Origin of the sequence: Catelliglobosispora koreensis DSM 44566, assembly GCF_000379685.1 — a bacterium.
GTDB classification, from domain to species: Bacteria; Actinomycetota; Actinomycetes; order Mycobacteriales; family Micromonosporaceae; genus Catelliglobosispora; species Catelliglobosispora koreensis.
Window position 1 is genome coordinate 217,494 of record NZ_KB903292.1, and the last position, 25,273, is coordinate 242,766.

A 25,273-nucleotide genomic window follows, 5' to 3' on the forward strand; every position below is an offset into this window, starting at 1 on the left:
CCCTATGGATTTCAGCTATACCCCCGCGCAGGCCGAGCTGCGCGCACGTGCGGCCAGTTATGCCCGGCTGCTCATGGAATACGAACTCGAATCAGAAACCGCGGGCGGCCCGCTGACCGCGGAAACGGTTCGCACGCTGACGCAGGCGGCCATGGATGCCGGCGTCTACGCCATCAATATGCCGCGTGAGTGGGGCGGTGCCGGGCTTTCCTTGCTAGAACAGGTGATTGTCGAGGAAGAATTCGGCAAAGTCACGAACTGCTTGTGGGACATCCCTTGGCGTCCAGCCAACGTGCTCGCGCTAGCGAGTGAAGCACAGCGCGAGATGTACTTGTACCCGATTCTGCGGGGTGAGAAGTTCGACGCTTTCGCCGTCACCGAGCCCGGTGCCGGATCAGACCCGTCCTCGGGCACAGCCAGCGCCACCAGAGTGGACGGTGGCTGGCTCATCAACGGCGAGAAGTGGTTCGTCACGTGTGGCGATGTCGCGGACTTCCTTGTGGTGCAAGCGGACGGGACGTTGTTCTTCGTGGACAAGGCGGCGCCCGGTGTCGTCATGAGCCGGCAGCCGCACTTCATGCATACCGCCGTTAACGGGCATCCCGAGTTCACGTTCACTGACGTCTTCGTGGCCGACGAGGACGTGCTTGGTGAGGTGGGCCAAGGCTACGAACTCACCAAGCAGTGGTTCACCGACGAACGCCTGATGATCGCCGCGCGAACCGTCGGCATGGCGGAACGAGCACTGGAGCTGGCCCGAGACTGGGCGGTTTCGCGGCAGCAGTTCGGCCAGCCGATCGCCAGTTTTCAGCTGATCCAAGGAATGCTGGCCGACTGCGCGGTCGATATCGCGGTCAACCGGGCCTACACCCATCAGGTCGCGTGGGAGGCCGACCACGGGCTCGACCCGAAAACCATGCATGCCAAGGCTTCCATCGCGAAACTGTCCGCCAGTGAAGGGGCTAGCCGGGTCATCGACCGGTGCGTGCAGATTTTCGGGGGACGCGGCTATGACCGGTCCTACCCCGTCGAGCGCATGTATCGCGAGGTCCGCGTCGACCGCATCTGGGAAGGCACGTCGGAAATTCAGCGCATCATCATCGCCAACGAGCTCATCAAGCGGGGCACGGCGGCACTGCAACTCAAAGGAGCCTAAGTGGACTTTCACTACACGCCCCGTCAGCTGGAGCTTAGGAGCAAGGCGCGCGAGCTGACCGAGTACCTGGAAAAATTTGAAGTTGATTGTGAGACCAACAACGGCCTGGCGCCCGACGTCCATGATCTGGTGCGCAAAGCCGTGCTGGAAAGCGGTTTGCAGGCCATCAACATGCCCCGTGAGTGGGGCGGCGCCGGGCTGACGATCACCGAACAGGCGATCGTGCAAGAGCAGCTCGGCCGGCTGACGGGCGCGATCTGGGACATGGTGTGGCGGCCCGCCAACGCGTTGCGGTTCTGCACTCCGGAGCAGCGCGAGAAGTACCTCATCCCGGTTATCAAAGGCGAGCGGCGCGATTGCTATGCCGTCACCGAGCCGGAGGCGGGTTCCGATCCGCAGAATCTCATGACGATTGCCTCCAAAGTGGACGGTGGCTGGGTCATCAACGGCGAGAAGTGGTTTGTCACCGTTGGCGATCACGCTGACTTCATGATTCTGCTGGCAGCCACCGAATATGGCCCGTCGCTTTTCCTTGTGGAGAAAGACCTTCCGGGGGTACGCATGGAGCGCGTGCCACGTTTCATGCATACCTTCGTTTACGAACACCCGGAGTTCACGTTCACCGACGTCTTCGTTCCCGACAGCAATGTGCTGGGCGGCTTGGGCCAGGGCTACGACATTACGCGATCGTGGTTCACCGAGGAACGCCTGATGATCGCCGCACGCACCATTGGCGCGGCAGAACGCGGGCTGGAGCTGGCACGCGATTGGGCGGTCACACGACACCAGTTTGGCCAGCCGATCGCGAGTTTCCAGCTGATCCAGGGCATGCTGGCGGACAGTGCGGTCGACATCGCCGTCAACCGGGCCTACACGCATCAGGTCGCGTGGGAGGCAGATCAACCCGCCACGGACCGCAAAACGGTGCACGCCAAGGCCGCCATCGCGAAACTGTCCGCTTCGGAGGCCTCGGGCCGAGTGATCGATCGTTGCGTGCAGATCTTTGGCGGCCGTGGTTATGACCGCGCCTACCCGGTCGAGCGGCTCTACCGTGAGCTGCGGGTTGACCGCATCTGGGAAGGCACGTCGGAGATTCAGCGGATCATCATCGCCGGCGAACTCATCAAGCGCGGCATTGGTGTGCTGTCTTTCCCCACGGAAGCCGTCGCGAGGTAACACTGCGCGGTCTGGGTCACTCAGCCGTCACTGAGCGACCCGGATCGTCCGCATAAGAGAGCTAGCTCACGCTAAGTCGACAGTTAGGGTTGCCTAACCTAGTGTCGGGTTACGTGAAGAGGGGCTTCGTCGTCATCCTCGGCGCGGTCCTGCTCGGGGTCGCGGCCGTGGCCAGTTTGGCTATCGGCAGCAAGGCGATCCCCGTCCACGAAGTCTTTGACGTGCTGCTGCACCCGTCAGCCAGTGAAGCGTCCGTGATCGTGTGGGATATGCGGCTGCCCCGGACCCTCGCCGGGATTGAAGTCGGCCTGGCCCTGGCCATCGCCGGGGCGATGATGCAGACGCTGACGCGCAACCCAATCGCCGAACCCCGGATCTTAGGTATCTCAGCGGGCGCATCGACCGGAGTGGTGGTGGCGATCGCGATGTTCGGGATTAGCACGCTCGCGGGCTGGATCTGGTTCGGCCTGCTGGGCGCGGCACTGGCAGGCCTTCTCGTCTTCGGGATCGCGGCCCGTTCACGTGACGGTGCCCACCCGGTGAACCTAGCTCTGGCTGGCGCTGCCGTTGATGCCGGGCTTGGCTCGCTCATCTACGGCTTGCTCAGCATCGACGCGGCGACGTTTGATCAGTTCCGGTTCTGGGTCGTGGGTTCGCTCGCCGGCCGGACGCCGCAGATGGCGCTTCAGGTCGCTCCGTTCATCGCGGTCGGCCTCGTGCTGGCCGTCTTCGTGGCGAGAGGGCTGGACGCCTTGGCGCTTGGCGATGATATGGCCCGTGGGCTCGGCCAATCCGTGGCCAGGGTGCGCATCATTGGTGGGACGGCCGCTGTTTTGCTGACCGGTGCCGCCGTCGCTCTCGCCGGCCCGATCGCTTTCGTCGGGCTAGCCGTGCCCCATGCTGCCCGAGCTCTCGTGGGCACCGGTCACCGCTGGGTGCTGCCGGTGTCCGCGTTGTTTGGTGTCGTCATGGTGCTGAGCGCGGACATCCTTGGCCGCGTTCTGTTTCCGCCCGGCGAGGTTCCGGCCGGGGTCATCACCGCTTTGGTGGGCGCCCCGGTTCTGCTTTGGACAGTGCTGCGGAGCGGCAAATGACGTGGCGTCTGCTGCCTATCGCCGCTGTCCTTGCCGCGGCGATCGTCGCTAGTGTCAGCCTTGGGGACGTCAGTGTGCCGCCGTTAGAAGTCTTGCGGTCATTGTTCTTTGGCGGCACCGACTATGACGTGGTGGTGCGGGAGCTTCGCCTGCCGCGCACGATTCTGGCCGCGGTCGCCGGTGCCGCGTTTGGCCTCGGCGGTGCGCTCATCCAAGCGGTGACCCGCAATCCGCTCGCCAGTCCCGATGTCATTGGGGTGACGCAGGGAGCTGGCCTCGCGGCGACAATCGCCCTGACCACAGGCGCTTTCGCTGTCGCGCCAGCGGCTCTCGCGGGCGGTCTGCTCGCGGCGGCTGTCGTGTTCGGGTTCGGCTCGCGGGCCGGATTCACCGCGAGGCGGTTCGTGCTCGCGGGAGTGGCGGTCGCCTTCGCGTTACGGGCCGGCATCGAAGTCGTGCTCACGTCGGCGGAAGTGATTGACGCGCAACGAGCCCAGATCTGGCTCATCGGTTCGCTCAACGGCCGGGGACTGGAAGAAGCCACCGCCATCGGGATCGTGTTGCTCGCCGCAGCGGTGCCGTTGGCATGGGCCGCATGGGCACTGCGAATCAGCTCACTTGACGACGATGTCGCCCGCGGGCTGGGCGTGCGGCCAGTCGCCCGCCGCTACGGGCTTGCCGCTCTTGGTGCTTTGCTTGCCGCGTCGGCGACCGCGCAGGTCGGTGCCGTCGACTTCGTGGCTTTGGTCGCACCGCAAGTCGCCCAGCGCATCGCGAAAACCGAACGCCCGCCATTGGTGATGTCAGCTCTGCTCGGGGCCACCCTCGTCGTGCTCGCGGATCTGGCCGGGCGGCGGCTGCTCGCGCCCACGCAGCTGCCAGCCGGTGTGCTCACGGCCGCTATTGGTGCGCCCTACCTGATCTACCTGCTTCTACGCCGGAGGCGCGCGTGAAACTGGACGTCACGGAACTCGTCGCGGGATATGACGGCCGGAAGGTCCTCAATGGACTGTCGGTCGCGATTCCGCCCGGAAAACTGACCGTCATCATCGGGCCCAACGCTTCAGGCAAGTCAACGCTTCTGCGCACCATGGCACGGCTGCTCAAACCCCGTGGAGGAGCGGTGCTTCTGGACGGGCAGCCGTTGCACGAGCTGCCGCCCCGCCTGGTGGCGCAGCGGCTTGGTGTTTTGCCGCAGGCTCCTTTGGTACCAGAGGGAATATCTGTTCTTGATCTTGTTTCTCGTGGCCGTCAGCCTTATCAGCGGTGGTGGCGCCAGTGGTCCGCCGATGACGAAACCGTGGTGCGGCAAGCACTTTCCGACGCTGACGTGGCCGATCTCGCCGACCGGCCGATCGAGGAACTGTCCGGCGGGCAGCGGCAGCGCGTGTGGATCGCGATGGCACTCGCCCAGCAGACCGAGACGCTTCTCCTCGACGAGCCAACAACATTTCTCGATCTGGCGCATCAGGTTGATGTCCTGGCTTTGATGCGGCGCTTGCAACGTGGCGGCCGGACCATCGTCGCCGTGTTGCACGACCTCAACCAGGCCGCCCGCTTCGCCGATCACATCATCGCGATGCGAGATGGCGAAGTCGTCGCGACGGGCGCACCGTCCAATGTGGTCACCGCAGACCTGGTGCGGCAAGTCTTTGGGCTCGAATGCGTTGTCGTGCCCTGTCCGGTCAGCGGCGCACCGCTGGTCGTTCCCACTGGAAAGGAATAAGCAAGTGAAGCGTCTCCTGCTAGCGGCCGTGGTCGCCGGGCTGGCTCTGGCCGGCTGTGGCACCACCAAGCCCACCGACACGGCAGCGGCAACGGTGGAACTCAAGCACGCCATGGGAACCAGCAAGATTCCGGCTCAGCCCAAGCGCGTGGTCGTGCTGGACACCGACAAGGTTGACACCGCGCTCACCCTCGGTGTCACGCCCGTAGGTGCGGCCCGGGCCGGGGAACTCACGGGATGGCCAACCTACTTCGGAGCCGAAGCCACTAAAGACATCAAAGAGGTGGGTACTCTGCAAGAGCCCAACCTCGAAGCGATCGCCGCCCTGAAGCCCGACTTGATCCTGGGTTCCAAGTTCCGCCAGGAAAAGTTCTACGCGGAGCTGAGCAAGATCGCCCCGACCGTCTTCACGGAAAACGTGGGCAAGCCGTGGAAGGAAAACTTCCTCCTCGACGGTCAGGCCCTGGGCAAGGGTGCGGAGGCCCAAACCAAGCTCAACGGCTATCAGCAGCGAGCCGCCACGTTGAAGGTGAACAAGGCGCTCAAGATTTCTGTGGTGCGGTTCATGCCTGACCACATTCGTGTCTACGGCCCGGAGTCGTTCTCCGGCATCGTGCTGACCGACGCGGGCCTGGCCCGCACACCGTTCCAGATGCTGGAAGGCAAGCAGGACAAGCGGTTTGAGAAGGTGAGCCCGGAGCGGGTCGCCGACGTTGACGGTGATTTCGTGTTCGTGGCCGCCTACGGCGAGAAGGCCGCAGCGGAGCAGGCGAAAATCACGGCTGGTCCATTGTGGACGGCACTTTCGGCGGTGAAGACCGGCAAGATTCAGGTCGTGACCGACGAAACCTGGATGACAGGAATCGGTGTCACGGCGGCTAACAAGATCCTTGATGACCTAGAGAAATACCTCAGCTAATATGACCTGGTCGTGGTGCCGGTTCCGCCGGTGGGAACCGGCACCACGGTCTGCTTTTATAGGGACAAACTGGAACGGATCGCGCGGGGTGCTTGTCCCAACTCGCGACGGCACGCCTTGTTGAAGGCCTGCAGATCGGGAATGCCCACGAGACCGGCGATAGCGGGGATGGGCAAAGTCGTGCGCCGCAACAGGTGCTCAGCGCGCTCAAGCCGCCTGCGGCGCAGGTAGGCCACCACGGTTTCCCCTGTCTCCAGACGAAACAGTCGCGTGAGCTGATTGTGCGAGACCTCCGCATAGCGCGCGATCTGTGGCACCGTGACCGGTTCGCCTAGCCGGCTCTCGATGAAGTCCATCGCCCGCACCACCGCCTGATGCCGGCCGCCCTCGGACGGCTGCGCTAGCTGAGCCACCCGCCAGAGCACGGCCCAGATCTCAGCGGCCGCTTGGACGGGCTCGCGGTGTGCCGCGGCCAGTGCCTGGCGAAACATGCCTGACAGTGCCTCGGCCCGCTCGCCAGCGTCCTGCATGACGGGCACGCGAAGGCCCGGTCCCACGGTGGGCAGCTGGAGGTGGACGAACAGATGCTCGGAGCGCCCGCGATAGCCGAACCGCACCTCCTGCCCCGGCGGCACGAGGCTCACGTGACCAGGATGGATGGTGTGCGTCAGCCCGCCCAGGATCAGCTCGCCTGAATAGGCGTAGAGGTGCAGCTGCCAGTGATCGCGGAGCAGAAACACATCGTGTTTGCCGGTTGTCCCGTGCACGGCGGCGCCGACGTTGGCGATGACCGGCGGCTGCTGCAGCCGCAACATCACGGCACCGTCGGGCAGCAGGTCGGACACGGGTGAAAAACTACCAGTAAAGGTGAACCTGGCCAACGCGTTGACAAGGCTTTGGGTTCTAGCCTTACCCAGCACCTACCACTAACGGACCTGTGAAGGAGCTGGCGCGCCGTGCCGATGCAGCCTTGGTTTCCCGATGCCAAACTCGGCATCTTTCTCCATTACGGCATCTATGCCGTCAAAGGTGTCCCCGAATCGTGGGCTATGTATCAGGGCCAGCTGTCGCGCGAGGACTACTTGGCTCAGCTGAACGGTTTCACGGCCGCGAACTATGACCCGAAGGCGTGGGCGGAGCTGTTCGCTGACGCGGGCGCCCGCTACGCCGTGCTGACCGCTCGCCATCATGACGGATTCGCCTTATGGGACACGGCTTTTGGTGACCTGAACGTGCGCCAGACACCGGCGGGTCGTGACCTGCTTCAGCCCTACGCGGACGCGTTGCGCGAACGGGACCTCAAGGTTGGCTTCTACTATTCGCACTCCGACTGGACCCATCCGCTATACGCCAGTGTGCGCAACCAGGGTGAGGCGACGTGGGTCAACGACAACCGCTTCGTCGGCCCGCCCGAGGGACAGCCCGACGATCCGGCCGCGTGGGAGAAATATCTGGACTACCGCGACGGTCAAGTGGGCGAGCTGATGGATCGCTACCACCCAGATCTGCTGTGGTTTGACGGCGAGTGGGAGCGCAGCGAGGCCCAGTGGCGGCTAAAGCCGTTGGCGGAACGGATTCTGGCCGCCAACCCGCAAACGATTCTCAACGCCCGCATGCTGTCCTACGGCGATTACGCGACACCGGAGCAAGGCGTGCCGATCCTGCCGCCCGATGGCCCGTGGGAGTTGTGCCTGACAGTCAACGACTCTTGGGGCTTTCAAGGCCACGACGACAACCACAAGACGGTCCGTCAGCTGGTGCGCTACTTCGTGGAGACGATCGGCGCGGGTGGCAATCTGCTGCTCGATGTCGGCCCACGCGAAGACGGCACGATCACGGCGCCGCAAGCCGAACGCCTGCGGGGCCTGGGCGCCTGGATCCGCAGACACAGCGAGGCTGTCTACGCGACGGTGGCCGGGCTGCCCGCCGGGCACCACTATGGGCCGAGCACCCTGTCGGCAGACCGCGAAACGCTTTATCTCATGTGCTTTGACACGCCACGCGAGACCATCGGCCTGCGCGGCGTGCGTAACCAGATTCGCAAGATTTCCGTGCTGGGCTCGGGAGAAGAGCTGTCCCATCACGCCGACCATGGCCTGCATGACGTGCCCGGGGTGAAGTGGATTAAGGCGCCCACAACCGAGGACGCCTATGCCACGGTCATCGCTGTCGAACTCGACGGCGAGCTTGACCTCTATCGCGGGACAGGCCGCGTCTAGACGTCAATCGCCCCAACCTTTTCGCCCTCAAGCACCTCGCCGGTGGGGACGAAACCCAGTCGCTTATAGAACTCTTCTGGGCCGTCCTCACCGGGATGCCACGTGACCGTGACCCGGCTGACGCCACGCTCCCGGGCCTCCTTCAGCACCGAGTCGATCGCGAAGCGGCCATAGCCCTTGCCCTGCTCCTCGGCGGCGATGTTCAGCCGCCAGATGCAAAAACGGTAAGCCTCGATCGGCTCATCAGGCTGGATGGCGACCATGACGAACCCGACGACCTGGTCCTCGTCCATGATCACTCGGAGCCAGGCGATGTCCTGATTCACGTAGGCCTCGGCGATCGACACCGCGACGGGTGCCACATAGCTCTCCTGATGAGGGTGGAGCTTCAGATCGCAGGCCGCCCGGACATTTTCCTTGGTTACCAATTCCAGCCGCATAACGGGCCAGGATACCTCGGTCAGTCGTCGGTCTCCGCCAGGATTTCTGCCGCGAACTCCCTAGTACCCCCATCGATTTGCGGGGTTAATAGCGCGAGCCGGGCGAGGCTGGGGGCAATGGTGACCGGGCGCACGGCGTAGGCCGATTTCAGCGTCTCGAACCGGTCGCGGACCACGTTTGCCACATCTTCGCGACTACTCTGATCGACCCAGGCAGCGGTGATGAGGGCGAACAACGCGGTCTCGGTCACCCAGTCTTCGGCACCAAACGTCAAGTCAACGAGCACCTCGCGGCGGGCTGAGGTCTGCCACGGCTCGTCGGCTTGATGGTGCAACATGCCCAGGCAGGCCCAGGTCTGCACGACACGAATCCAGAGGGCGGGGTAGTCGTGCCACGGAATATCCCCATCTGATGGTGGTGCCACGGGGTGAACCAGCACGCCGAGCAGGTCGTCCAGGGATAGCCCGGCCAGGCTGACGGCGTGGTCATAGGCGGCTGGCGGATTGCCCAGACGGAACTGGGCGGTCTGTTGCAGCGCGGCCACGGCACGCTGCGATGGCGGCGCGACGGCGGGCTGACCGTCGGGCGTCCAGACCTGTGCCCGCACTGTCCGCAATGGACGGTGCGGATCGGCGCCGGGTGCAGGCCCAGTGGTCACTGAGGAACCGGGGAAGGTCCGCGTGATGGCGGTTATGGCGCTCGGTGGCTCAAAAGAGGAGACCGACATGGTGATCGGACCGTCAATCTTCTGCTCCACGGCTTGCGAGAGCAGGTTGGTGCACGACTCGGTAGAAGCCGGAACGAAGCCCAGCCAAGGTTCTTCCCAGCACGCCGCTGTCAGATCCTCGTGATTGCAGTCGCTGCCAGGGTGGGCGCTGGCGAAATCGGCCAGCTGGATCAGATGCCGGGCGTCGTGGTCCTGCTCGAAGCGCAGCCGCTGTCCAACGTGGACAACGCAGTCATAGTCCGGGTCGATCGCCATCGCCTTGTCGATCCACTGCAAGGCTTTGGGCAGCTGCTGGTGTGTGGCATAGAGTTCGGCGAGGTCGGAATACAGCGCCAGATTAAGCGGATCGTGTGCGATGGCGCGCTCGAAGGACTGCGCCGCGGCGTCAACCTGCTTCATGGAACGGTAAACCGACGCGAGGTAGAGCTCGGTCATCGCGGTCGGATCCGTCTGCACCGCCTGGGTCGCCCACGCGAGCGCCTGCTCCAGCGACCCCGCGCGCCGCGAGATGCTTGAAGCCACGCCGATGAGCAGGCCGTAATAGCTGTGCGCGGCGACGGCATTGCTCACAAAAGTCAGGTAGGGAGCCGACGCGGCCCGCACCGCCGGATCGGTAACCGGGTCGGCCAATGCCGTAGCGAGCCGCATCATGGCGCGGACCGTGATCTCGGGGTGAATCGCTTCGGCTATATGAGGATCAGACATCCAGTCCACCTCGGCCCATGGCATCGAGGGGTCATAGGCACTGGCCGAAACCAGCAGCTGGAACGCCTCCGCGTGCTGGCCAAGGCTGCCCAGCGCATAGGCACGGGCGACCACGGTGCCGATGAAGGCGGAACCCTTGATATCGAACAAGTCTGGCGTCGCCGCGCCGTGCTCGCGCACCAGCTGTCCCATCAGCTCCCGCACCTCGGGGTGCCCCGGCGACCAAGCCACCGCCCCGGCGAGGTGATTGGCCGCGTGATTGAGGTCGCCGCTGTCTAGGGCCATCCGCGCGAGGGAGAGTTCGCCTTCAGCCTGAAGCTGTGGATCGTCGTTGCCTTCGAGCATCTGTGCAGCCTAATAGAGTGGGGACATGACGTCACACGTGAGCACCGTCGAGCTGCGGCATGGGGCGAAGATGCCCCGCGTCGGGCTAGGCACCTGGCCAATGTCCGATCGCGAAGCCGAAACCGTGATAGCGCAGGCGATTGGGTTAGGCTACCGGCTCATCGACACCGCCGAGAATTACGGCAACGAGGCCGGTGTCGGCCGGGGCATCCGTGCCTCGGGTGTGTCCAGAGAAGATGTGTTCGTCACCACCAAATTCAACCGGCGCTGGCACGGTGCCAACCTGGTCGCCGAGGCGGTATCGCGCAGTTGCGACCGGCTAGGCGTCGACTACCTCGACCTCATGCTGATCCACTGGCCGAATCCGGCGCAGGATCGCTATGTCGAGGCATGGGAAGGACTGGCGGCGATGCTGAAAGAGGGGCGGGTCAAAGCTATCGGCACGTCCAACTTCAAGCCCGCCCACCTCGACCGGGTCATCGCGGAAACCGGTGTGGTTCCCGACGTGAATCAGATCGAGCTGAACCCACTGGTCACACGTGAGGCGGCACGGTCCTATCACGAGAAACATGGCATCGTCACCGAGTCGTGGGCGCCGCTTGGCGGCGGAGGCAATAGCGTCCTGCGTGAGCCGGCCGTGCGAGACATCGCCGCCCGGATCGGCATAACGCCCGGCCAGGTCGTGCTGCGCTGGCACCTTGAGCTGGGCGCGGTGCCGATTCCGAAGTCCAGCAACCGTGACCGCCTTGCGGACAACCTCGACGTGTTCGGGTTCGAGCTGGAGCCAGCCGACATCGAAGCGATCAGTGCGCTCGACCAGGGCGAGGCCATGGCGGCTGACTCAGACGCCTTCGGCCACTGACCCCGTCGCGATGGGATACGAATTCAATGAAGCCGGGGAGGAATCAGTGAGTTGGATCCCATCACGACGGACCATCCGAAACCTATGGTTGCCACGCCTTGACCGGCAACATTGATGACAGTTGTGTCATCGAAACGGTAGTCCCGGCGCCGGGGCGGCTGCGCACTTCGATCGTGCCGCCCCACTGCTGAGCGATGCCCCGCACCGTCGAAAGCCCAATCCCCTCAGGCACTTCGCCCGGATTCATGCCCGCGCCTGTGTCGGTTACCTCGACCGACCAGCCATCATGGTCGATGCTCCCGGTCACTTTAATCCGGTCACCGCGGGCCGTGTGCTTGACGGCGTTGTCCAGGAGACAGTCGACGGCGACTTCCAGCCGCTCACGGTTGGCGAGAACGGTTCCGCTGCTGGCCGTGACTTCCCACGCGCGCTCGGCGGCCGGAGTCCAGCGCCGCACGATCCGGGCCAGCTCACGGTCAAGGGCTAGCGGCTCACGGGTGAGCTGACCCTCTATTTGCATCAACGTGACCAGGCGTTCCGTGATCTGCGCGAGTTTGTCCAGCTCATCGAGCACGATAGCGGTGTCTTCAGCCACGACAGGGTCGCTAACGCGTTCCCGTACCAATTCCGTGTACCCGCGGGCGATCGTGATCGGTGTCCGCAACTCGTGCGACACCTGCCGCACCAGGTGCTGGCGTGCCTCGATGCGGCGGTGTTCCTCCTGCGCGATGCGGGCCAGTTCGGCTAACGCCAAGTGCCGCTTACGCAGGTAGTGAGCGACGACCGCCGTCAGGATCACACTCAGCGGAATCTCAGCGGTCTCGATCCAGTCAATGCGTCCCAGGCTGGCGTGATACGACATGATCGTGCCGGTCACGACAGCGGATATCGCCACCATGACCAGCATTTCGCGGGGCTGCCACACCGTGAAGCCATAAGCGAGCACGAGCCCAATCCAAAGCACGTGATAGGGGATCGTCTCGTGCGAAGGCAACAGGTACATCGCTAGCGCGCAAAGCAGCGCGCCGCTTAGCCAAGTCGCGCGGACGATCCACTTAGTGCGCGTCGAAACGGTATCCGACATGCCTTACCGCCACTATCCGATCAGGATGGTCAAGTTTGGCCCGCAGCCTGCGGATGAAGACATCGACGACATTAGTGCCCGGATCGAAGGTCATGTCCCAGACTTCGCGCAGGAGCTCGGCTCGCGAACACGCCAAACCGGTGCGCTGCATGAGATAGCGCAGCAAACTGAACTCGCGATGCGACAGCGCCGACTCTCGCCCCTGGACGATCACCTTGTGTGAGCGCAGGTCCAGGCGTACCGGCCCGGCCGTCAGCAGATCCGTGGCGGGCCCGGGTGCTCGTTCCCTAATGCGTGCCCGCACGCGCGCGACCAGTTCAGCCAGGGCGAACGGCTTGGCCACGAAGTCGGCCGCGCCGCCCTCGATGCACGCCACCCTCGTCGCGATCTGCGGAACCGCTGACAACACCAGCACCGGTTGACTGGGCACGTTTTCCACCAGTTTGTGCAAGACCGTCATGCCATCGAGATCCGGCAGCATCAGATCGAGGATCACCAGGTCGAAGCCGCCGTTGAGGCCCGAGGTGAGCCCCTCCTGCCCGGTCGCCGTGCGAACGACCTGAAAGCCCTCCCCGTGCAGTGCACGGTGCAGCAGACGAGCGATCCTGTCGTCGTCCTCGATCAGTAAAAGCTGCTGGCTAACGATCCTTCATGATGACATGATCTCGGCTCGTGTGGAGCCTTCGAGAACCCGCCCTGTTCACCCATCTCGAACCCGCCCGCAGCGTCCTGATCGCGGGAGCCGGTGGGGGATTTGACGTATATGCCGGCCTTCCCCTCGCCTTCGCCCTCGCCGCCGCTGGCAAGCAAGTCCACCTCGCTAACCTCACGTTCACCGATCTCGGCGACCTCGGCCAAGCCGATTGGATCGAGCCGCGGCTAGCAGCCGTGACCGCGGAGTCGACCGGTGGCGAGACCTACTTTCCGGAACGGACGCTGGCCCGCTGGCTCACCGGCGGTCCGCTCACGCCAGTGGTCTACGCACTGGAACGGGCTGGGGTGCAGCCGATGCGCGCCAACTACCGCACCCTCGTGCAGCGGCTGGAACTCGACGCCATCGTGCTCGTTGACGGCGGCACCGACATCCTCATGCAAGGTGATGAGGCTGGCCTGGGCACGCCCGCCGAAGACATGGCGAGCCTTGTCGCCGTGGCAGGAATCGACGTCCCGGTAAGGTTTGTCGTCAGCGCCGGCTTTGGCGTGGACTCGTTTCACGGCATCTGCCACTCGCACGTGCTGGAAAACATTGCCACGCTTGACAAAGCCGGTGCCTATCTCGGTGCGCTGTCGATCTCGTGGCAGTCGCCAGAAGGTGCCGCTTACCTTGACGCCGTGGCACATGCGGCCCTGCACACACCGAAATACCCGAGCATCGTGAATGGACAGATCGCCGCCGCGATCAAGGGCGAGTTCGGCGATATGCATTTCACGACCCGCACCGGCGGCAGCGAACTGTTCATTAACCCGCTGATGGCCATGTATTTCAGCTTCGATCTGCTGGGCGTTTACCGCAAACTGTTGTACCGCACCGCTTTGGAGCCAACGGTCACCAGAATCCAAGTCGGCGCGGCGATTGAGCGCTTCCGCGAGTCAATCACCATCCGTCCCCGGCGCGACTTTCCACACTGAAGTCACGGGAGTTCCGACGAGGGCCGGGGCGTTGGCTGGCGATGCCCACACCTTGTCGCGCAGGAAACCCAGAAACGCCTCAGCTTGCGCGGGCGTGCTGAAATCCAGATCGACAACGACATAGTTCGGATCGCCGATGGGCTGATAGACGCGATGTGCCAGCACCCCGGCCTGCTGGCGCATCTCGGCGAACCGGTCAAACGCGCCCTTCCAGGTGCCGAAGTCAGTGATCGCGTGCTCGATGTGAAGTGTTGTCATGCCTTCAGTGTTGGGGCCAGCGCGGCGGTGGCATATCCCAGATAGCTGGGGTATGCCCGCTACGCTGAGCCTCGTGACGGCTGTCGAGGCTGCGTGCCGCGCGGGTGGCGACCCGGTGTCCCTGCGATCGCGTGTGCTGCGGGCGTTGAAGCAGACGGTCCGTTTTGATTACCACGCGTTTCTGCTCACGGACCCTGAGACCGGCGTCGGCTGTTCGCCGGTGGCTCGGGTGCCTGACGAGCTGATGCCCAGCCTTCCCGAAGTGATCCGCCTGCGGTATTTGTCGGCGGCGACAGGTGGCTCACAGTGGCGCGAATTCTTGGCGCGGCACGGCATCGCAGACGTCGCCACGGTGGTCTTCAGCGATAGGCACGGAACGTGGGGCTGGCTCGACCTGTGGCGCGCTGGCGACCCGTTCACGGCCGCTGAGCGGCAAGCCCTAGACGCGCTTTGCGAGCCGGTCACCGAGGCACTGCGCCACAGCCAGGCCGAAACGTTCATCACCGCACCAGCCCGCCCGCCGAGACCAGGCCCCGTCGTGCTGCTGTTGTCCCGTGATCTGACCGTCTTACGGCAGACGCCGGAAACGAACGCCTATCTGCGGCAACTCGTCCCGCCACCGGAAGGCCAGCAACCCATTCCGGCTGGCGCGTATAACGTTGGGGCGCAAGTGCTCGCGAACGAGGCCGGGACGCACTCGCGCCCCGCCTGGGCGCGGGTGCACCTGGCGAGCGGATTGTGGATGACCCTGCGGGCAACCACCATGGGCGACGCGATCGCGGTGTCCATTGAGGAGAGTTCGCCAGCGGAGCGAGTTGACTTGTTCACCCGCGCTTGCGGACTGTCCCCGAGGGAAGCCGAGCTATTCGGTCATCTGGTGAAAGGCCAAGACACCAAAGAGATCGCCACCATGATGTACTTGTCGGAGCACACCGTGCAGGATCATCTGAAATCCATCTTCGCCAAAACCGGCGAACGCAGCCGCAAAACGTTAATCGCGCGGGCGCTGGGGACGTGAGCGCCACCGCTCGACAGCCGCGTCAGCGTCAACTTTTTGCAGCACCACGGGCGGACCGTCAAGCATGCCGCGATTGGCTTTGATGATGCGGGCGTTGAGGTCGGCGAGGTAAGCCCGCACGGCTTCTTCGTTGTTGCGGCGGGCCAGCATCATGTCGAGCTCTTCGATCTCTTTACGCAGAGCCAAACTCGGCGGCAGCAGACCGGTCAGATTCTCGCGGGCGATCCACTGCTTGAGCCACCAGTCTTCGTCATAGTGGCCGCCCGCGCCCGGGATCGGCTTGCCCTTGCCGGGCAAGTCTTTGAAGTCTCCGCGCTCTTCTGCCTCGCGGATCTGGCGGTCAAACGCCGATTCATACGCTGGCCCCGTCATAACGACACCCTACCCTCGTGCTCTGACGGCAAACCGACAGCTCGGACTGTGGTTTTAGCCATATCGTGTGCGGCAATTGTTTCCGGCAAAATGGAGGTCTCCCGTGCGCTTAGCCCGGCTCGCGGCTGTCGCGTTAGCGGCCAGCGTCATCGGTTCGCAGTTCGCGGTTCCCGCAAGCGCAGCCGAGACGTTGCGTGCGCTCAGAGTGGTCACGGTGAACTCACTCGCCGAATCCACGTCGGTGCGGACCGTCACGGCCACGTGCACCGGCCAGCGTCTCATCGGTGGCGGTTTCTACCTCGATGGCGACACGCAAGGAGAGGTCCTGATTGACAAGGTGCTGCCTAGCGCGAGCTACTTCCAAGTCAGGGCAAGGGAAACCCCGAAGGGCACGAAGGGACTCTGGTGGCTGCGGACCTACGCGGTTTGCGCTGACGATCAGCCTGGGTTCCAGGTGGTCGGCGTGGACGGGCCGACGGCCACCTGCCCGGCGGGTAAGAAAGTCACCGGGGGTGGCGCGGAAGTCATTGGTGGCAACGGGGAAGTCATCCTCAACTCGATGGTTCCTGGTGTCACGACGGTGAACGCGGTGGCGGTGGAAGACGCCAACGGTGCGGCCGCCGCTTGGTCGCTGCGGACCTATGCCGTCTGTGGACCGGGCGATCTGCCAGGACTTCAGCGTGTGAACGCTTTGGCGCTGGGGGATTCGAACAACAAGCATGTCGCGTCTACCTGCCCGTCAGGTGCACGGACGCTCAGCGTCGGCTGGGACATTGGCAACCGGACCCCAGGGCTGGTGACACCAGAGATCGTGGTGCCAGAGACGCCGCCGTGGGCGACAGGAAGTTATGTCTACGCGCGGGAATTGGGCGCCGGGACGAGTACCACCTGGTCTCTTGGCTCAACGCTCGTTTGCGCCTTCGCGTAAGGAAAACCGGGGACAGTCCAGATTGGACTGTCCCCGGTTTCTCTGCGAAGGACTACGCCGAACGGCACGGGTTCCCGGCGGGATGAGCCGATGTGCCAGCGCTGCCGATGATCACCGGGATGTGGCACGTGACCTAAGCGTCCGCCGTGATTAGGCCAACCTCGATGGTCACGCCAGACGCCGGAGCGCTCCCAAGCCAACGGCGGCAGAGGACTAAGACATCGAAGAAGTGTCACACATCGAAGCACCAATAAAACAGTCTTACGTTTTCGTGAATGCTCCGGTAAGCAGGGACCACCCGTGGCTACCGCCACGATTGTTTATGGAGTCGGGGAGGACTCGTGAAAAGTACCCTGCGCGGTGCCATGGCCATGACCTTGGCCATCGCGACCGCATTGCTGGTGCCGAACTCGGCGACAGCAGAACCCACCGTTGCCCTAGCAGCACCCGACATCTCCCTCACCAACATGAGGACGCACCTGCAGCAGTTCCAGAACATCGCGTCCGCCAACGGGGGCAACCGCCGGTCCAACACGGCGGGCTACACCGCTTCGGTGAACTACGTCTACGACAAGCTTGTCGCGGCAGGATTTACCGTCGTCAAGCAAAACTGCACCTCCGGCTGCACGTCCGGGGCGGGCCCCAACGTGATCGCGGACTGGCCGGGCGGCAACGCCAGCAACGTCTACATGTTTGGCGCGCACCTCGATGGCGTGTCAGCGGGCGCGGGCATCAACGACAACGCGTCGGGCTCAAGCATGCTGCTCGAGCTGGCGCTGACGCTGGCCGCGACGAACCCGACGATGCTCAACCATGTCAGGTTCGGCTGGTGGACCGATGAAGAGCAGGGCCTCAACGGTTCTGAGTTCTACGTCAACCAGCTGACGTCGGCCCAGCGCACCGCGATCAAGGGCTACTACAACTTCGACATGGTCGCCTCGACCAACGGCGGTTACTTCATCAACCGCATCACGTCGGCGACCGGTCAGGTGCTCAAGCAGTACTACGACACCAACTTCCCGGGCCTGGCCCCGGAAGAAAACGTCGAGGGCGCGGGCCGTTCCGATGACGCGTCATTTAACGCGGTCGGCATCCAGACGTCCGGTGTCGCTGCTGGCGCAAGCGCCAACAAGACGAGCGCACAGGTCGCGAAGTGGGGCGGAACCACAGGTGACTACGACCCGTGCTACCACGCGTCTTGCGACACGTTCCCCAGCAATATCAGCAACACCCACCTCGACCGGGCAGGTGACGCGGCGGCGTATGCACTTTGGACACTCGCCGTGCAGGACCAGGCGACGAACGACTTCACCATCGCCGCATCTCCCACGTCAGGCTCGGTGAACCAGGGAAGTTCCGTCAACACCACGATCGGGGCGACGCTGACCAACGGCAGCGCCCAGAACGTGACGCTCAGCGCCAGCGGCCTGCCGAGCGGGGCGACGGCTAGCTTCGCGCCATCAAGCATCACGTCGGCGGGTGGCTCGTCCACGTTGACCATCTCGACGGCGGCTTCCACGCCTGCGGGTACCTACACCGTCACGGTCACGGGAACGGGAACATCAGCCACCCGCACCACCACGTACAGCCTGACCGTCAACGGACCGCCGGGCTGCTCCGCGACCAACCCAACGGATGTCACGATCTCCGACAACGCCACGGTGGAGTCATCGATCACGATCTCTGGTTGTGCTGGCAGTGCGGGTGCGGCGTCAACCGTGGCCGTCAACATCGTCCACACCTACATCGGCGACCTGCTGGTGCAACTGGTGGCGCCGGACGGCACGCTCTACACCCTGCACAACCGCAGTGGAGGTTCGGCTGACAACATCAACCAGACCTACACGGTGAACCTGTCCAGTGAACTGGCCAACGGCACCTGGAAGCTGCGCGTCAACGACAACGCGGCCAACGATGTCGGTTACATCAACTCGTGGACGCTCAACGTCTCCGGTGGTGGCACACCACCCACGACGGTGTGGTCTGACGACCTCGAGTCCGCGACGGCCTGGACCGTCAACCCGAACGGCACCGACACCGCCACCACGGGCGTCTGGGTGCGCGGCAACCCGGAGGACACCAACTCCAGTGGTGCCAAGCAACTCGGCACCACTGTCAGCGGGTCAAACGACCTCGTGACCGGGCCTCTCGCAGGTGCCGCCGCGGGCGACCACGATCTCGATGGCGGTCTGTCCAGCGTTCGCTCCCCGGCGATCACGTTGCCGTCGAGCGGCACGCTGAACGTCAGCATGTCGTGGTACCTAGCGCACGGCAGCAACTCGTCGAGCGCCGACTTCTTCCGCGTGAGCATCATCCACAGTGGAGGAACGACGGTTCTGTTCACGCAAGCCGGTGCGGCGACCAACCGCAACGGTGCGTGGGCCGTCGGCACCTGGAACATCAGTTCCTATGCTGGACAGTCGGTTCGCATCCTCATCGAAGCCACCGACGCCTCGACCGCAAGCCTGGTCGAAGCCGGTGTCGATGATGTGAAGGTCACCCAGCAGTAGCGCTTACTAAGTCGACGGGGGCCTGTTTCGAACAGGTCTCCGTCGACTTCTTGCGGAAATGTATCGATGTTTTTAAGCTAGCCGGGACGCGACCGCTCCGCGCCTTCACCCATCTCATGAAGGGGAGAGCCGTCCCATGACCGTGTCCCGCAGAACATTCCTTGCCGCTTCCGCGGTGGCTGCCGTGTCAACCCTTGGGGAGCCGGCCGTCGCCGCCAGCCCACCTGGCGATGTCGTCGGCAAGATAACCGTCGGCTACCAGGGCTGGTTCGCCGCGATCGGCGACGGATCACCGCTCAACGGCTGGTGGCACTGGGCCCAGAACTGGGGGCAGTCACCCTCCTCGGGCAACAACGCGATCGTCTCCTGGCCCGACATGCGCGACTACACTCGCGGTTACCAGACCGCGTGGAACAACCTCGGCAATGGACAGCCGGCGACGCTGTTCTCACACTACGACGACCAGACCATCGACACCCAGTTCCGCTGGATGCAGGAGAACGGTTGCGATACCGTTGCGCTGCAACGGTTTAACCCGTTCGGTGGCGAGGGCGCGATCCGGGATGCCATCACCGTGAAAGTCCGCGCGGCGTCGGAGGCCAGAGGCCGCAAGTTCTACATCATGTATGACGTCACCAACTGGCTGAACATGCAGTCGGAGATCAAGACCGACTGGATAAACAAGATGTCGGCCTACACATCCTCACCGGCCTACGCGCGCCAAAACGGTAAGCCCGTCGTCTGCATCTGGGGTTTCGGCTTCAGCGAACCAAGCCGCCCGTTCACGCCCGCGCCCTGCCTGGAAGTCATCAACTGGTTCAAAGCCCAGGGCTGCTACGTCATTGGCGGCGTGCCCACGTGGTGGCGCCAAGGTATCAACGACTCCCGACCCGGCTTCTTCGACGTCTACACCGCGTTCAACATGATTTCCCCGTGGATGGTCGGCCGCGCCAGCAATCTCGGCGAACTCGACTCTTACTACAACAACGTCAACATCGGGGACCAAGCCGAGTGCAACAACCGCGGCATCGACTATCAGCCGTGCGTCATGCCCGGCGATCTGTCCAATCACGCCAGGTTCCACGGCGATTTCTACTGGCGGCATTTCTACAACATGACCCGCCTTGGCGCACAAGGCATCTACATCTCGATGTTCGACGAGTACAACGAGGGCAACCAGATCGCCAAGACCGCCGAAAACGCCTCGCAAATCCCAGCGGGCTCCAACTTCGTCACCCTCGACGAGGACGGCACCGCCTGCTCGTCCGACTACTACCTGCGCATCACCAAAGACGCGGGGGCCATGTTCAAGGGCCTGGCGCCCTTGACTCCGATCAGGCCAACACTTCCCGTCGTCGGCCAGCCGCCGGACCCGGTCAGCGACCTGGCCCGCGGCAAGGCCACCCAAGCCAGCAGCGCCAACGGTGGCTTCCCCGCCTCGAACGCGGTCGACGGCAACCAGGCGTCCTATTGGGAGAGTGTCAACAACTCGTTCCCGCAGTGGCTTCAGGTAGATCTGGGTGCCGCGGCATCCGTGAGCCGCATCGTGCTGAAGCTGCCCACCAACTGGGGCAGCCGGGTTCAGAACATCGCGGTTTCGGGCAGCACCAACGGTTCCAGCTTCGCCCCGATCGTGGGTGCGACTGGCTACACCTTCAATCCCGAAGTCACGATTACCTTCCCGGCCACGACGCAGCGCTACATTCGCCTGACCATCGCCTCCAATACGGGCTGGCCCGCTGGACAGATCTCTTCGTTCGAGGTCTACGGCACGACTTCCGGCGGCGACACACAGCCGCCGACCGCGCCCGGCAACCTCACCTCACCCAGCAAGACGACCAACAGCGTCTCGCTCACCTGGAACGCCTCGACGGATAACGTTGGCGTGACGGCCTATCAGGTGCGCATCGCCGGCGCCGTCGTCGGCACTACGGCCGCAACCTCTTTCACGGTAACGGGTTTGACCCCTAACACGGCGTATGCCTTCACCGTCACCGCCCAAGACGCGGCCGGCAACACCTCGCCCGCGTCAAACACCTTGAACGTCACCACAAACCAGGTGCCGCCGAACACCAACCTCGCCCTCAACAAGCCGGCGACCGCGAGCAGCCACACCCAGAACTACACACCTGCCAACGCGGTCGACGGCAACACCTCGACGTATTGGGAGAGCGCCAACAACGCCTTCCCCCAATGGATCCAAGTTGACCTCGGCGCCGCCACCTCCATCAGCCGCATCGTGCTGAAGCTTCCGCCTCCCGCGGCCTGGGGTCCCAGAACCCAAACCCTCTCGGTGTCAGGCAGCACCACCGGTTCCTCTTTCACCACCATTCTTCCCACCAATGGGTACGCCTTCAGCCCGGCCACGGGCAACCAGGTCACCTTGACGTTCCCCGCGACCTCGCCCCGCTACGTCCGCCTAACCTTCACCGGCAACACCGGCTGGCCCGCAGGCCAACTCTCCGAGTTCGAGATCTACCAGTCCTAGCCCACCACCGCCCGGCGGCATCGCGTCCCCAACCGCCGCCGCCGGGCACCCTCTTTCTTCCTTGCCGCTTCGCCCTTTCCTCGCTCCCGCTTTTGGCTTGCGACTTAGAAGTGCCGGCCCGTTTCATGTCGCGACGTGCCGTGATTCGATTGAGGCTCGTCGTATGAAGCGCCCTGTAGGAAGAGGAACGCGGCCACCGCCATTGCCGCGATTCCAGCTACCCAACCGGCCCACATACCAATACCGAACCGTGCAATGCGTCCGGCGCTGGCAGCTAGGCAGGCAGCTATGAGGACTAGCTGCCCGATGACAACGACCGATAGCAGCGAGAACATCACCGAGAACCTGCCGCCCGCATCCAGATCCGTATCAGTACCCACGGGCGGCGTGACAGCGCAGGCGACGGCAAAGGTCAAGGCATGACCCAACAACGCCAAGACCACTCCGCCCACAACAGGCATGCCGACGAGTCCGCCGGTTCGTTTCCCGCTGATTCTGGCGCACTTGCCCACAGTTGACTATGGCCGCTGCAGGAAGGTGCTGACCGTGTGAAGGTTCTGAACAGAAACAGCAGCCCTCATCGCGCAGTCAAGCTGTGTTCGTCTCGTTCCACGGAAACTTTGGCACAGCGGTATGGCCAGGTGCTCCCGGTTCGGTGCACGCGGTAGTGAATTCGCTCAGGGTCTTCGGTGGTAGAGGTTGCGTTGTGGGTGCTGGGATGGGTCTAGCCATACGGGTGGGATGAATTCGGGGATGCTGTCGGCGGCGATGGTGATCTGCCAGTCGGCTTCGTGGATGAGGCGGTGGTGGAAGCCGCAGATTAGGACGCTGTTGCCGAGGCTGGTTTTGCTGCCGTCGATCCAGTGGTTGATGTGGTGGCCGTGGCACCAGCGTGGTGGGCGTTCGCAGCCGGGGAAGGCGCAGCCTTTGTCGCGCAGGACCAGGGCTCGTCTCAAAGCGCCCGAGATGAGGCGTCGTTCCCGGCCGACGTCGAGGGGAATGCTGTGGGCGTCGAGGATCGCGGGGATGATTCCTGCGTCGCAGGCCAGCCGCCGTACGGCTTCGGGGGTCAGTTGTTCGCCGGTGTCGAGCAGCCCGGCCCGCACCTCCTGCTCGACTGGGTCGTAGCTGGCGGTGATAACGGTCTGCGGCCTCGCTCCACCGTTTTCGGGCAGCTGTTCGGCCGCTAGCGCCAGCTCGACGACCTCAAGCAAAGCATCATGGCGGCGTTGCTGTGGCGAGCGCGGGTCGCGGAATGCTTGCGGCAATGGCGTTTCGGCCATCTCGCGCGCGGCGCTGTCGGCGAGCTTGCTAGCGCAATTGCAAGCCTGGCTGGCTGGACAAGCGCATGCGGCGGCCTCGGCAATGCAGCCATTCCACGACGATGACGGTTTGCTGCGAGCTGGGTTGCACAAAGGGTCTAGGGCTGCCTGCAAAACGGCGGCGCCTTCGGCGGTGGTGGATCCGGATAGCCGGAACCGGCCGGTGCCATCAGAAGTGACGGTGAAACCGCGTGCATCCCAAGCGGCGCGTTCTTCGCGTTGGATTGTTTGCGCTCGTGTTCTTCTGCCGCGTCGGGGTCGACGTGACGCAGGATCCGCCGCCCCGCGATGCGCAGCTCTTCGGGCTTTAAGGCGGACGCCTGGGAAAGCAGCACCTGCGCGGCCTCATCACGCATCCCGGCCGGCACTGCCTCAGCCGCAAACGCGATTTCGGCTGCCTGCGCTTCCGACACCACACCAGCAGCGAACGCATCAGCTACAGCGGGGAGGTCGGGCAGCAGTTTGATGAGCCGGGCCATCTTCGTTGCCGTTCCTGTACCGACTTTGTGCACGGCGTTGAGCCAGCTCGGCAGCACGAATAGCCCTGCAGCCGGGGAATGTTGCGGCCCGCCTGCTCGGCGGCCACCGCGATCAGCTCGGCCTGCAAAACCCTTACCGTGTCGCGAATGTCCTCGGCGGCACAAGCGAGTTCCGCATCAGACAGAGCGTAAACCGCCCGTCCCGCAAGAACTCCCCGCATAACCCAACCCTAAAAACGGGGTATGACAGAAACACCCACCCCAAACTTGCGCCTATTGGCAACACAAAACCCTTGCCCCACAAGCGATCAAGCCCTCAATGGCAGCAGCTACAATCTCGACGTGATGCCCGATCTGGAACGTGAAGTGACGCAAGCGATGGGTGATACTGCCGGCACGTGGCGCTTTGTTGAGAGATTCGCGGCGGACCTGGGCCGCCCTGTCGCGGACGGTGACGGCTTCGTTGAAGCGGAGCTAAATGCGGCTGAAGCGAGGCTTGGCGTGTCCATGCCTCCGGCGCTCCGCGAGCTGTATCGCCGCATCGGGCGGCGCGACGATCTGGTTCGCGTACAGGACCTGCTGCTGACTCCAAAACAGCTACACCTGGATGACACCGGCGCGATTCTTGTTTTCCGTGTAGAGCACCAGCACGCGACACGCTGGGGCGTGCCCGTGGCCACGGCCGTGCCCGATCCTCCTGTGTACTTCCAGGTAGGCCTGGAATGGCGGCTGTTTCTCGGCCACCTTTCGCATGCGGTCGTCGAGATGTTGCTCTCGGAGTGGATGCTCGCCGAGGGGGAGTTCACTGGCAACCGCGAACTGGACCGGTATGCGATCAGCCTGGTGGAACAGCACTTTCGCAGACTGCCGTTGCCAGATTACCCACTTTGGCCCGATCCAGACGGGCCGCCCACTCGGTGGTTTCACGGCCACGGCCACGGCGCGGTGTTGCGTTGTGACGGCGAAGAATGGCTTTGGGCGCGGGCCACTTCGGCGGAAGCGCTCGACAGCGGAATCCTCGCTTCACAGGGAAGAAGCGAGGACCCGCAGGGGCGGTCTGGTTAGGACTGGTGAGTTTTGGCGTCGTCGTAGGTGGCGTCTGCTGGCGGGTCGGCGGGAGCGTAGACGAGGTTGAGGACACCGGTGGAGAAGGCCTGCGAAGAGACGAGCTTGAGGGGGATGGTGGACTCGGCGTCGTCGAATAGGCGCATGCCCTTGCGGACCGCGATGGGGTGCAGGAGCAGGTGAAGCTCGTCGAGCAGGCCGGCGGCCAGGAGTTGGCGGACCACGGATACCGAACCGCTCAAGCTGATTTTCCCGTCGCCGGGCTCGCTCTTGAGGGCGGTGACGGTCTCGACGAGGTCGCCCTGCAGTTGTTCGGAGTTGCGCCAGGTGAACTCGAGCTGCTGGTTCGACACGACGATCTTGCGGACGTCGCCGAGCATCTTCGCGAAGTGGGCGTCTTCCTCACCTGCGGCCTCGCGCTCGGGCCAGGCGCCGGCGAAGCTGTCATAGGTCTTGCGGCCGAAGAGCATGGTTTCAGCACCGCTGAAACTGGCATCGACCGCGGCGCCCATCTCCTCGTTGAAGTAGGGGAAGTGCCACTGGTCGGGCGCTTCGACGACGCCGTCGAGCGAGATGAACAGGCCTGCGATGATCTTCTTCATGGTCGTCTCCAGTCGTTGCTAAGTGTTCGTCATCCATTAGACGATGCCCACCCGGCGAACTCATCGGTCACACTGTTCCGATGTTGATGCCACTCGCTGATGCCGCACCCGGGCCGGCTTTTATCGGTCTCGGGGCCGTCCTGTGTAT

Annotated in this window: 23 protein-coding genes and 1 pseudogene; 14 read left to right on the forward strand and 10 right to left on the reverse strand. The window is 64.0% G+C overall.

Annotated elements, in window-relative coordinates:
- Positions 1 to 4: 4 nt before the first annotated feature.
- The 6 genes from A3E1_RS0135205 (at position 5) to A3E1_RS0135230 (ending at position 6,071) form a co-directional block, all read left to right on the forward strand.
- Positions 5 to 1,156 carry an acyl-CoA dehydrogenase family protein gene (locus tag A3E1_RS0135205; RefSeq protein WP_020525531.1) on the forward strand — a complete coding sequence of 384 codons (1,152 nt, stop codon included), beginning with the start codon at positions 5 to 7 and terminating at the stop codon, positions 1,154 to 1,156.
- The gene (locus A3E1_RS0135210) at positions 1,157 to 2,332 is read left to right on the forward strand and encodes an acyl-CoA dehydrogenase family protein (RefSeq protein ID WP_020525532.1); all 1,176 of its coding nucleotides are present in this window, start codon (positions 1,157 to 1,159) and stop codon (positions 2,330 to 2,332) included.
- Between the two features lie 113 nt (positions 2,333 to 2,445).
- Complete coding sequence (locus tag A3E1_RS0135215; protein ID WP_026209132.1) at positions 2,446 to 3,426, forward strand: FecCD family ABC transporter permease; 981 nt, start codon at positions 2,446 to 2,448, stop codon at positions 3,424 to 3,426.
- Positions 3,423 to 4,379, forward strand: coding sequence for a FecCD family ABC transporter permease (locus tag A3E1_RS0135220; protein WP_020525534.1), 957 nt, complete (start codon positions 3,423 to 3,425; stop codon positions 4,377 to 4,379). The genes A3E1_RS0135215 and A3E1_RS0135220 overlap by 4 nt, the downstream gene beginning before the upstream one ends.
- A complete protein-coding gene (locus A3E1_RS0135225; protein ID WP_020525535.1) occupies positions 4,376 to 5,152 on the forward strand; it encodes an ABC transporter ATP-binding protein in 777 nt (258 codons plus the stop codon). Before A3E1_RS0135220 ends, A3E1_RS0135225 begins: the two co-directional genes overlap by 4 nt.
- Positions 5,153 to 5,156: 4 nt before the next feature.
- Positions 5,157 to 6,071, forward strand: a complete 915-nt coding sequence (locus A3E1_RS0135230) for an ABC transporter substrate-binding protein (protein WP_020525536.1) — start codon at positions 5,157 to 5,159, stop codon at positions 6,069 to 6,071.
- A gap of 56 nt (positions 6,072 to 6,127) precedes the next feature.
- Here A3E1_RS0135230 and A3E1_RS0135235 read toward each other — a convergent pair whose 3' ends face one another.
- Positions 6,128 to 6,916: an AraC family transcriptional regulator gene (locus tag A3E1_RS0135235; protein WP_020525537.1), complete on the reverse strand. Its 789-nt coding sequence runs from the start codon at positions 6,914 to 6,916 to the stop codon at positions 6,128 to 6,130.
- A 117-nt stretch (positions 6,917 to 7,033) separates the two neighbouring features.
- Between A3E1_RS0135235 and A3E1_RS0135240 the strand changes: the two genes are divergently transcribed.
- Positions 7,034 to 8,290 carry an alpha-L-fucosidase gene (locus A3E1_RS0135240; protein WP_020525538.1) on the forward strand — a complete coding sequence of 419 codons (1,257 nt, stop codon included), beginning with the start codon at positions 7,034 to 7,036 and terminating at the stop codon, positions 8,288 to 8,290.
- On the opposite strand, the gene A3E1_RS0135245 is transcribed toward A3E1_RS0135240, so the two are convergent.
- Complete coding sequence (locus tag A3E1_RS0135245; RefSeq protein ID WP_020525539.1) at positions 8,287 to 8,730, reverse strand: GNAT family N-acetyltransferase; 444 nt, start codon at positions 8,728 to 8,730, stop codon at positions 8,287 to 8,289. The two genes, A3E1_RS0135240 and A3E1_RS0135245, sit on opposite strands and share 4 nt — an antisense overlap.
- Positions 8,731 to 8,750: 20 nt before the next feature.
- Positions 8,751 to 10,508: a tetratricopeptide repeat protein gene (locus tag A3E1_RS43810; protein ID WP_020525540.1), complete on the reverse strand. Its 1,758-nt coding sequence runs from the start codon at positions 10,506 to 10,508 to the stop codon at positions 8,751 to 8,753.
- A 25-nt stretch (positions 10,509 to 10,533) separates the two neighbouring features.
- On the opposite strand from A3E1_RS43810, the gene A3E1_RS0135255 reads away from it, so the two are divergent.
- The gene (locus A3E1_RS0135255; protein ID WP_020525541.1) at positions 10,534 to 11,370 is read left to right on the forward strand and encodes an aldo/keto reductase; all 837 of its coding nucleotides are present in this window, start codon (positions 10,534 to 10,536) and stop codon (positions 11,368 to 11,370) included.
- An 82-nt stretch (positions 11,371 to 11,452) separates the two neighbouring features.
- Here A3E1_RS0135255 and A3E1_RS0135260 read toward each other — a convergent pair whose 3' ends face one another.
- Complete coding sequence (locus A3E1_RS0135260) at positions 11,453 to 12,454, reverse strand: sensor histidine kinase (protein ID WP_020525542.1); 1,002 nt, start codon at positions 12,452 to 12,454, stop codon at positions 11,453 to 11,455.
- On the reverse strand, positions 12,426 to 13,100 hold the full coding sequence (locus A3E1_RS0135265; protein ID WP_026209135.1) for a response regulator transcription factor: 675 nt from the start codon (positions 13,098 to 13,100) through the stop codon (positions 12,426 to 12,428). Before A3E1_RS0135265 ends, A3E1_RS0135260 begins: the two co-directional genes overlap by 29 nt.
- Positions 13,101 to 13,126: 26 nt before the next feature.
- On the opposite strand from A3E1_RS0135265, the gene A3E1_RS0135270 reads away from it, so the two are divergent.
- On the forward strand, positions 13,127 to 14,083 hold the full coding sequence (locus A3E1_RS0135270) for a DUF1152 domain-containing protein (protein WP_020525544.1): 957 nt from the start codon (positions 13,127 to 13,129) through the stop codon (positions 14,081 to 14,083).
- Here the strand turns inward: A3E1_RS0135270 and A3E1_RS0135275 are convergent.
- Entirely contained in the window at positions 14,045 to 14,341 is a 297-nt protein-coding gene (locus tag A3E1_RS0135275) for a hypothetical protein (protein ID WP_020525545.1), read from the reverse strand. The genes A3E1_RS0135270 and A3E1_RS0135275 overlap by 39 nt on opposite strands.
- A gap of 73 nt (positions 14,342 to 14,414) precedes the next feature.
- Between A3E1_RS0135275 and A3E1_RS0135280 the strand changes: the two genes are divergently transcribed.
- Positions 14,415 to 15,359 (forward strand): helix-turn-helix transcriptional regulator, encoded by a 945-nt coding sequence (locus A3E1_RS0135280; protein ID WP_211216051.1) that lies wholly within the window; start codon positions 14,415 to 14,417, stop codon positions 15,357 to 15,359.
- Here the strand turns inward: A3E1_RS0135280 and A3E1_RS0135285 are convergent.
- The gene (locus A3E1_RS0135285) at positions 15,333 to 15,731 is read right to left on the reverse strand and encodes a DnaJ family domain-containing protein (RefSeq protein WP_020525547.1); all 399 of its coding nucleotides are present in this window, start codon (positions 15,729 to 15,731) and stop codon (positions 15,333 to 15,335) included. The two genes, A3E1_RS0135280 and A3E1_RS0135285, sit on opposite strands and share 27 nt — an antisense overlap.
- A gap of 103 nt (positions 15,732 to 15,834) precedes the next feature.
- On the opposite strand from A3E1_RS0135285, the gene A3E1_RS0135290 reads away from it, so the two are divergent.
- From A3E1_RS0135290 to A3E1_RS43820, 3 genes are all read left to right on the forward strand, one after another.
- A complete protein-coding gene (locus A3E1_RS0135290; RefSeq protein ID WP_020525548.1) occupies positions 15,835 to 16,659 on the forward strand; it encodes a hypothetical protein in 825 nt (274 codons plus the stop codon).
- A gap of 365 nt (positions 16,660 to 17,024) precedes the next feature.
- A complete protein-coding gene (locus A3E1_RS43815) occupies positions 17,025 to 19,169 on the forward strand; it encodes a M28 family peptidase (RefSeq protein ID WP_020525549.1) in 2,145 nt (714 codons plus the stop codon).
- 136 nt (positions 19,170 to 19,305) lie between these two features.
- Positions 19,306 to 21,657 (forward strand): discoidin domain-containing protein, encoded by a 2,352-nt coding sequence (locus tag A3E1_RS43820; protein ID WP_020525550.1) that lies wholly within the window; start codon positions 19,306 to 19,308, stop codon positions 21,655 to 21,657.
- Positions 21,658 to 22,334: 677 nt separating this feature from the next.
- Here A3E1_RS43820 and A3E1_RS43825 read toward each other — a convergent pair.
- Positions 22,335 to 23,204: an HNH endonuclease signature motif containing protein gene (locus A3E1_RS43825; RefSeq protein ID WP_083929771.1), complete on the reverse strand. Its 870-nt coding sequence runs from the start codon at positions 23,202 to 23,204 to the stop codon at positions 22,335 to 22,337.
- A 59-nt stretch (positions 23,205 to 23,263) separates the two neighbouring features.
- A pseudogene (locus A3E1_RS48695) lies at positions 23,264 to 23,458 on the reverse strand (DUF222 domain-containing protein); the annotation flags it as partial.
- A gap of 342 nt (positions 23,459 to 23,800) precedes the next feature.
- Here A3E1_RS48695 and A3E1_RS43830 point away from each other — a divergent pair.
- Positions 23,801 to 24,523: an SMI1/KNR4 family protein gene (locus tag A3E1_RS43830; RefSeq protein WP_157631948.1), complete on the forward strand. Its 723-nt coding sequence runs from the start codon at positions 23,801 to 23,803 to the stop codon at positions 24,521 to 24,523.
- Here the strand turns inward: A3E1_RS43830 and A3E1_RS0135325 are convergent.
- A complete protein-coding gene (locus tag A3E1_RS0135325; protein ID WP_020525554.1) occupies positions 24,520 to 25,125 on the reverse strand; it encodes a dihydrofolate reductase family protein in 606 nt (201 codons plus the stop codon). The two genes, A3E1_RS43830 and A3E1_RS0135325, sit on opposite strands and share 4 nt — an antisense overlap.
- Positions 25,126 to 25,273 lie beyond the last annotated feature (148 nt).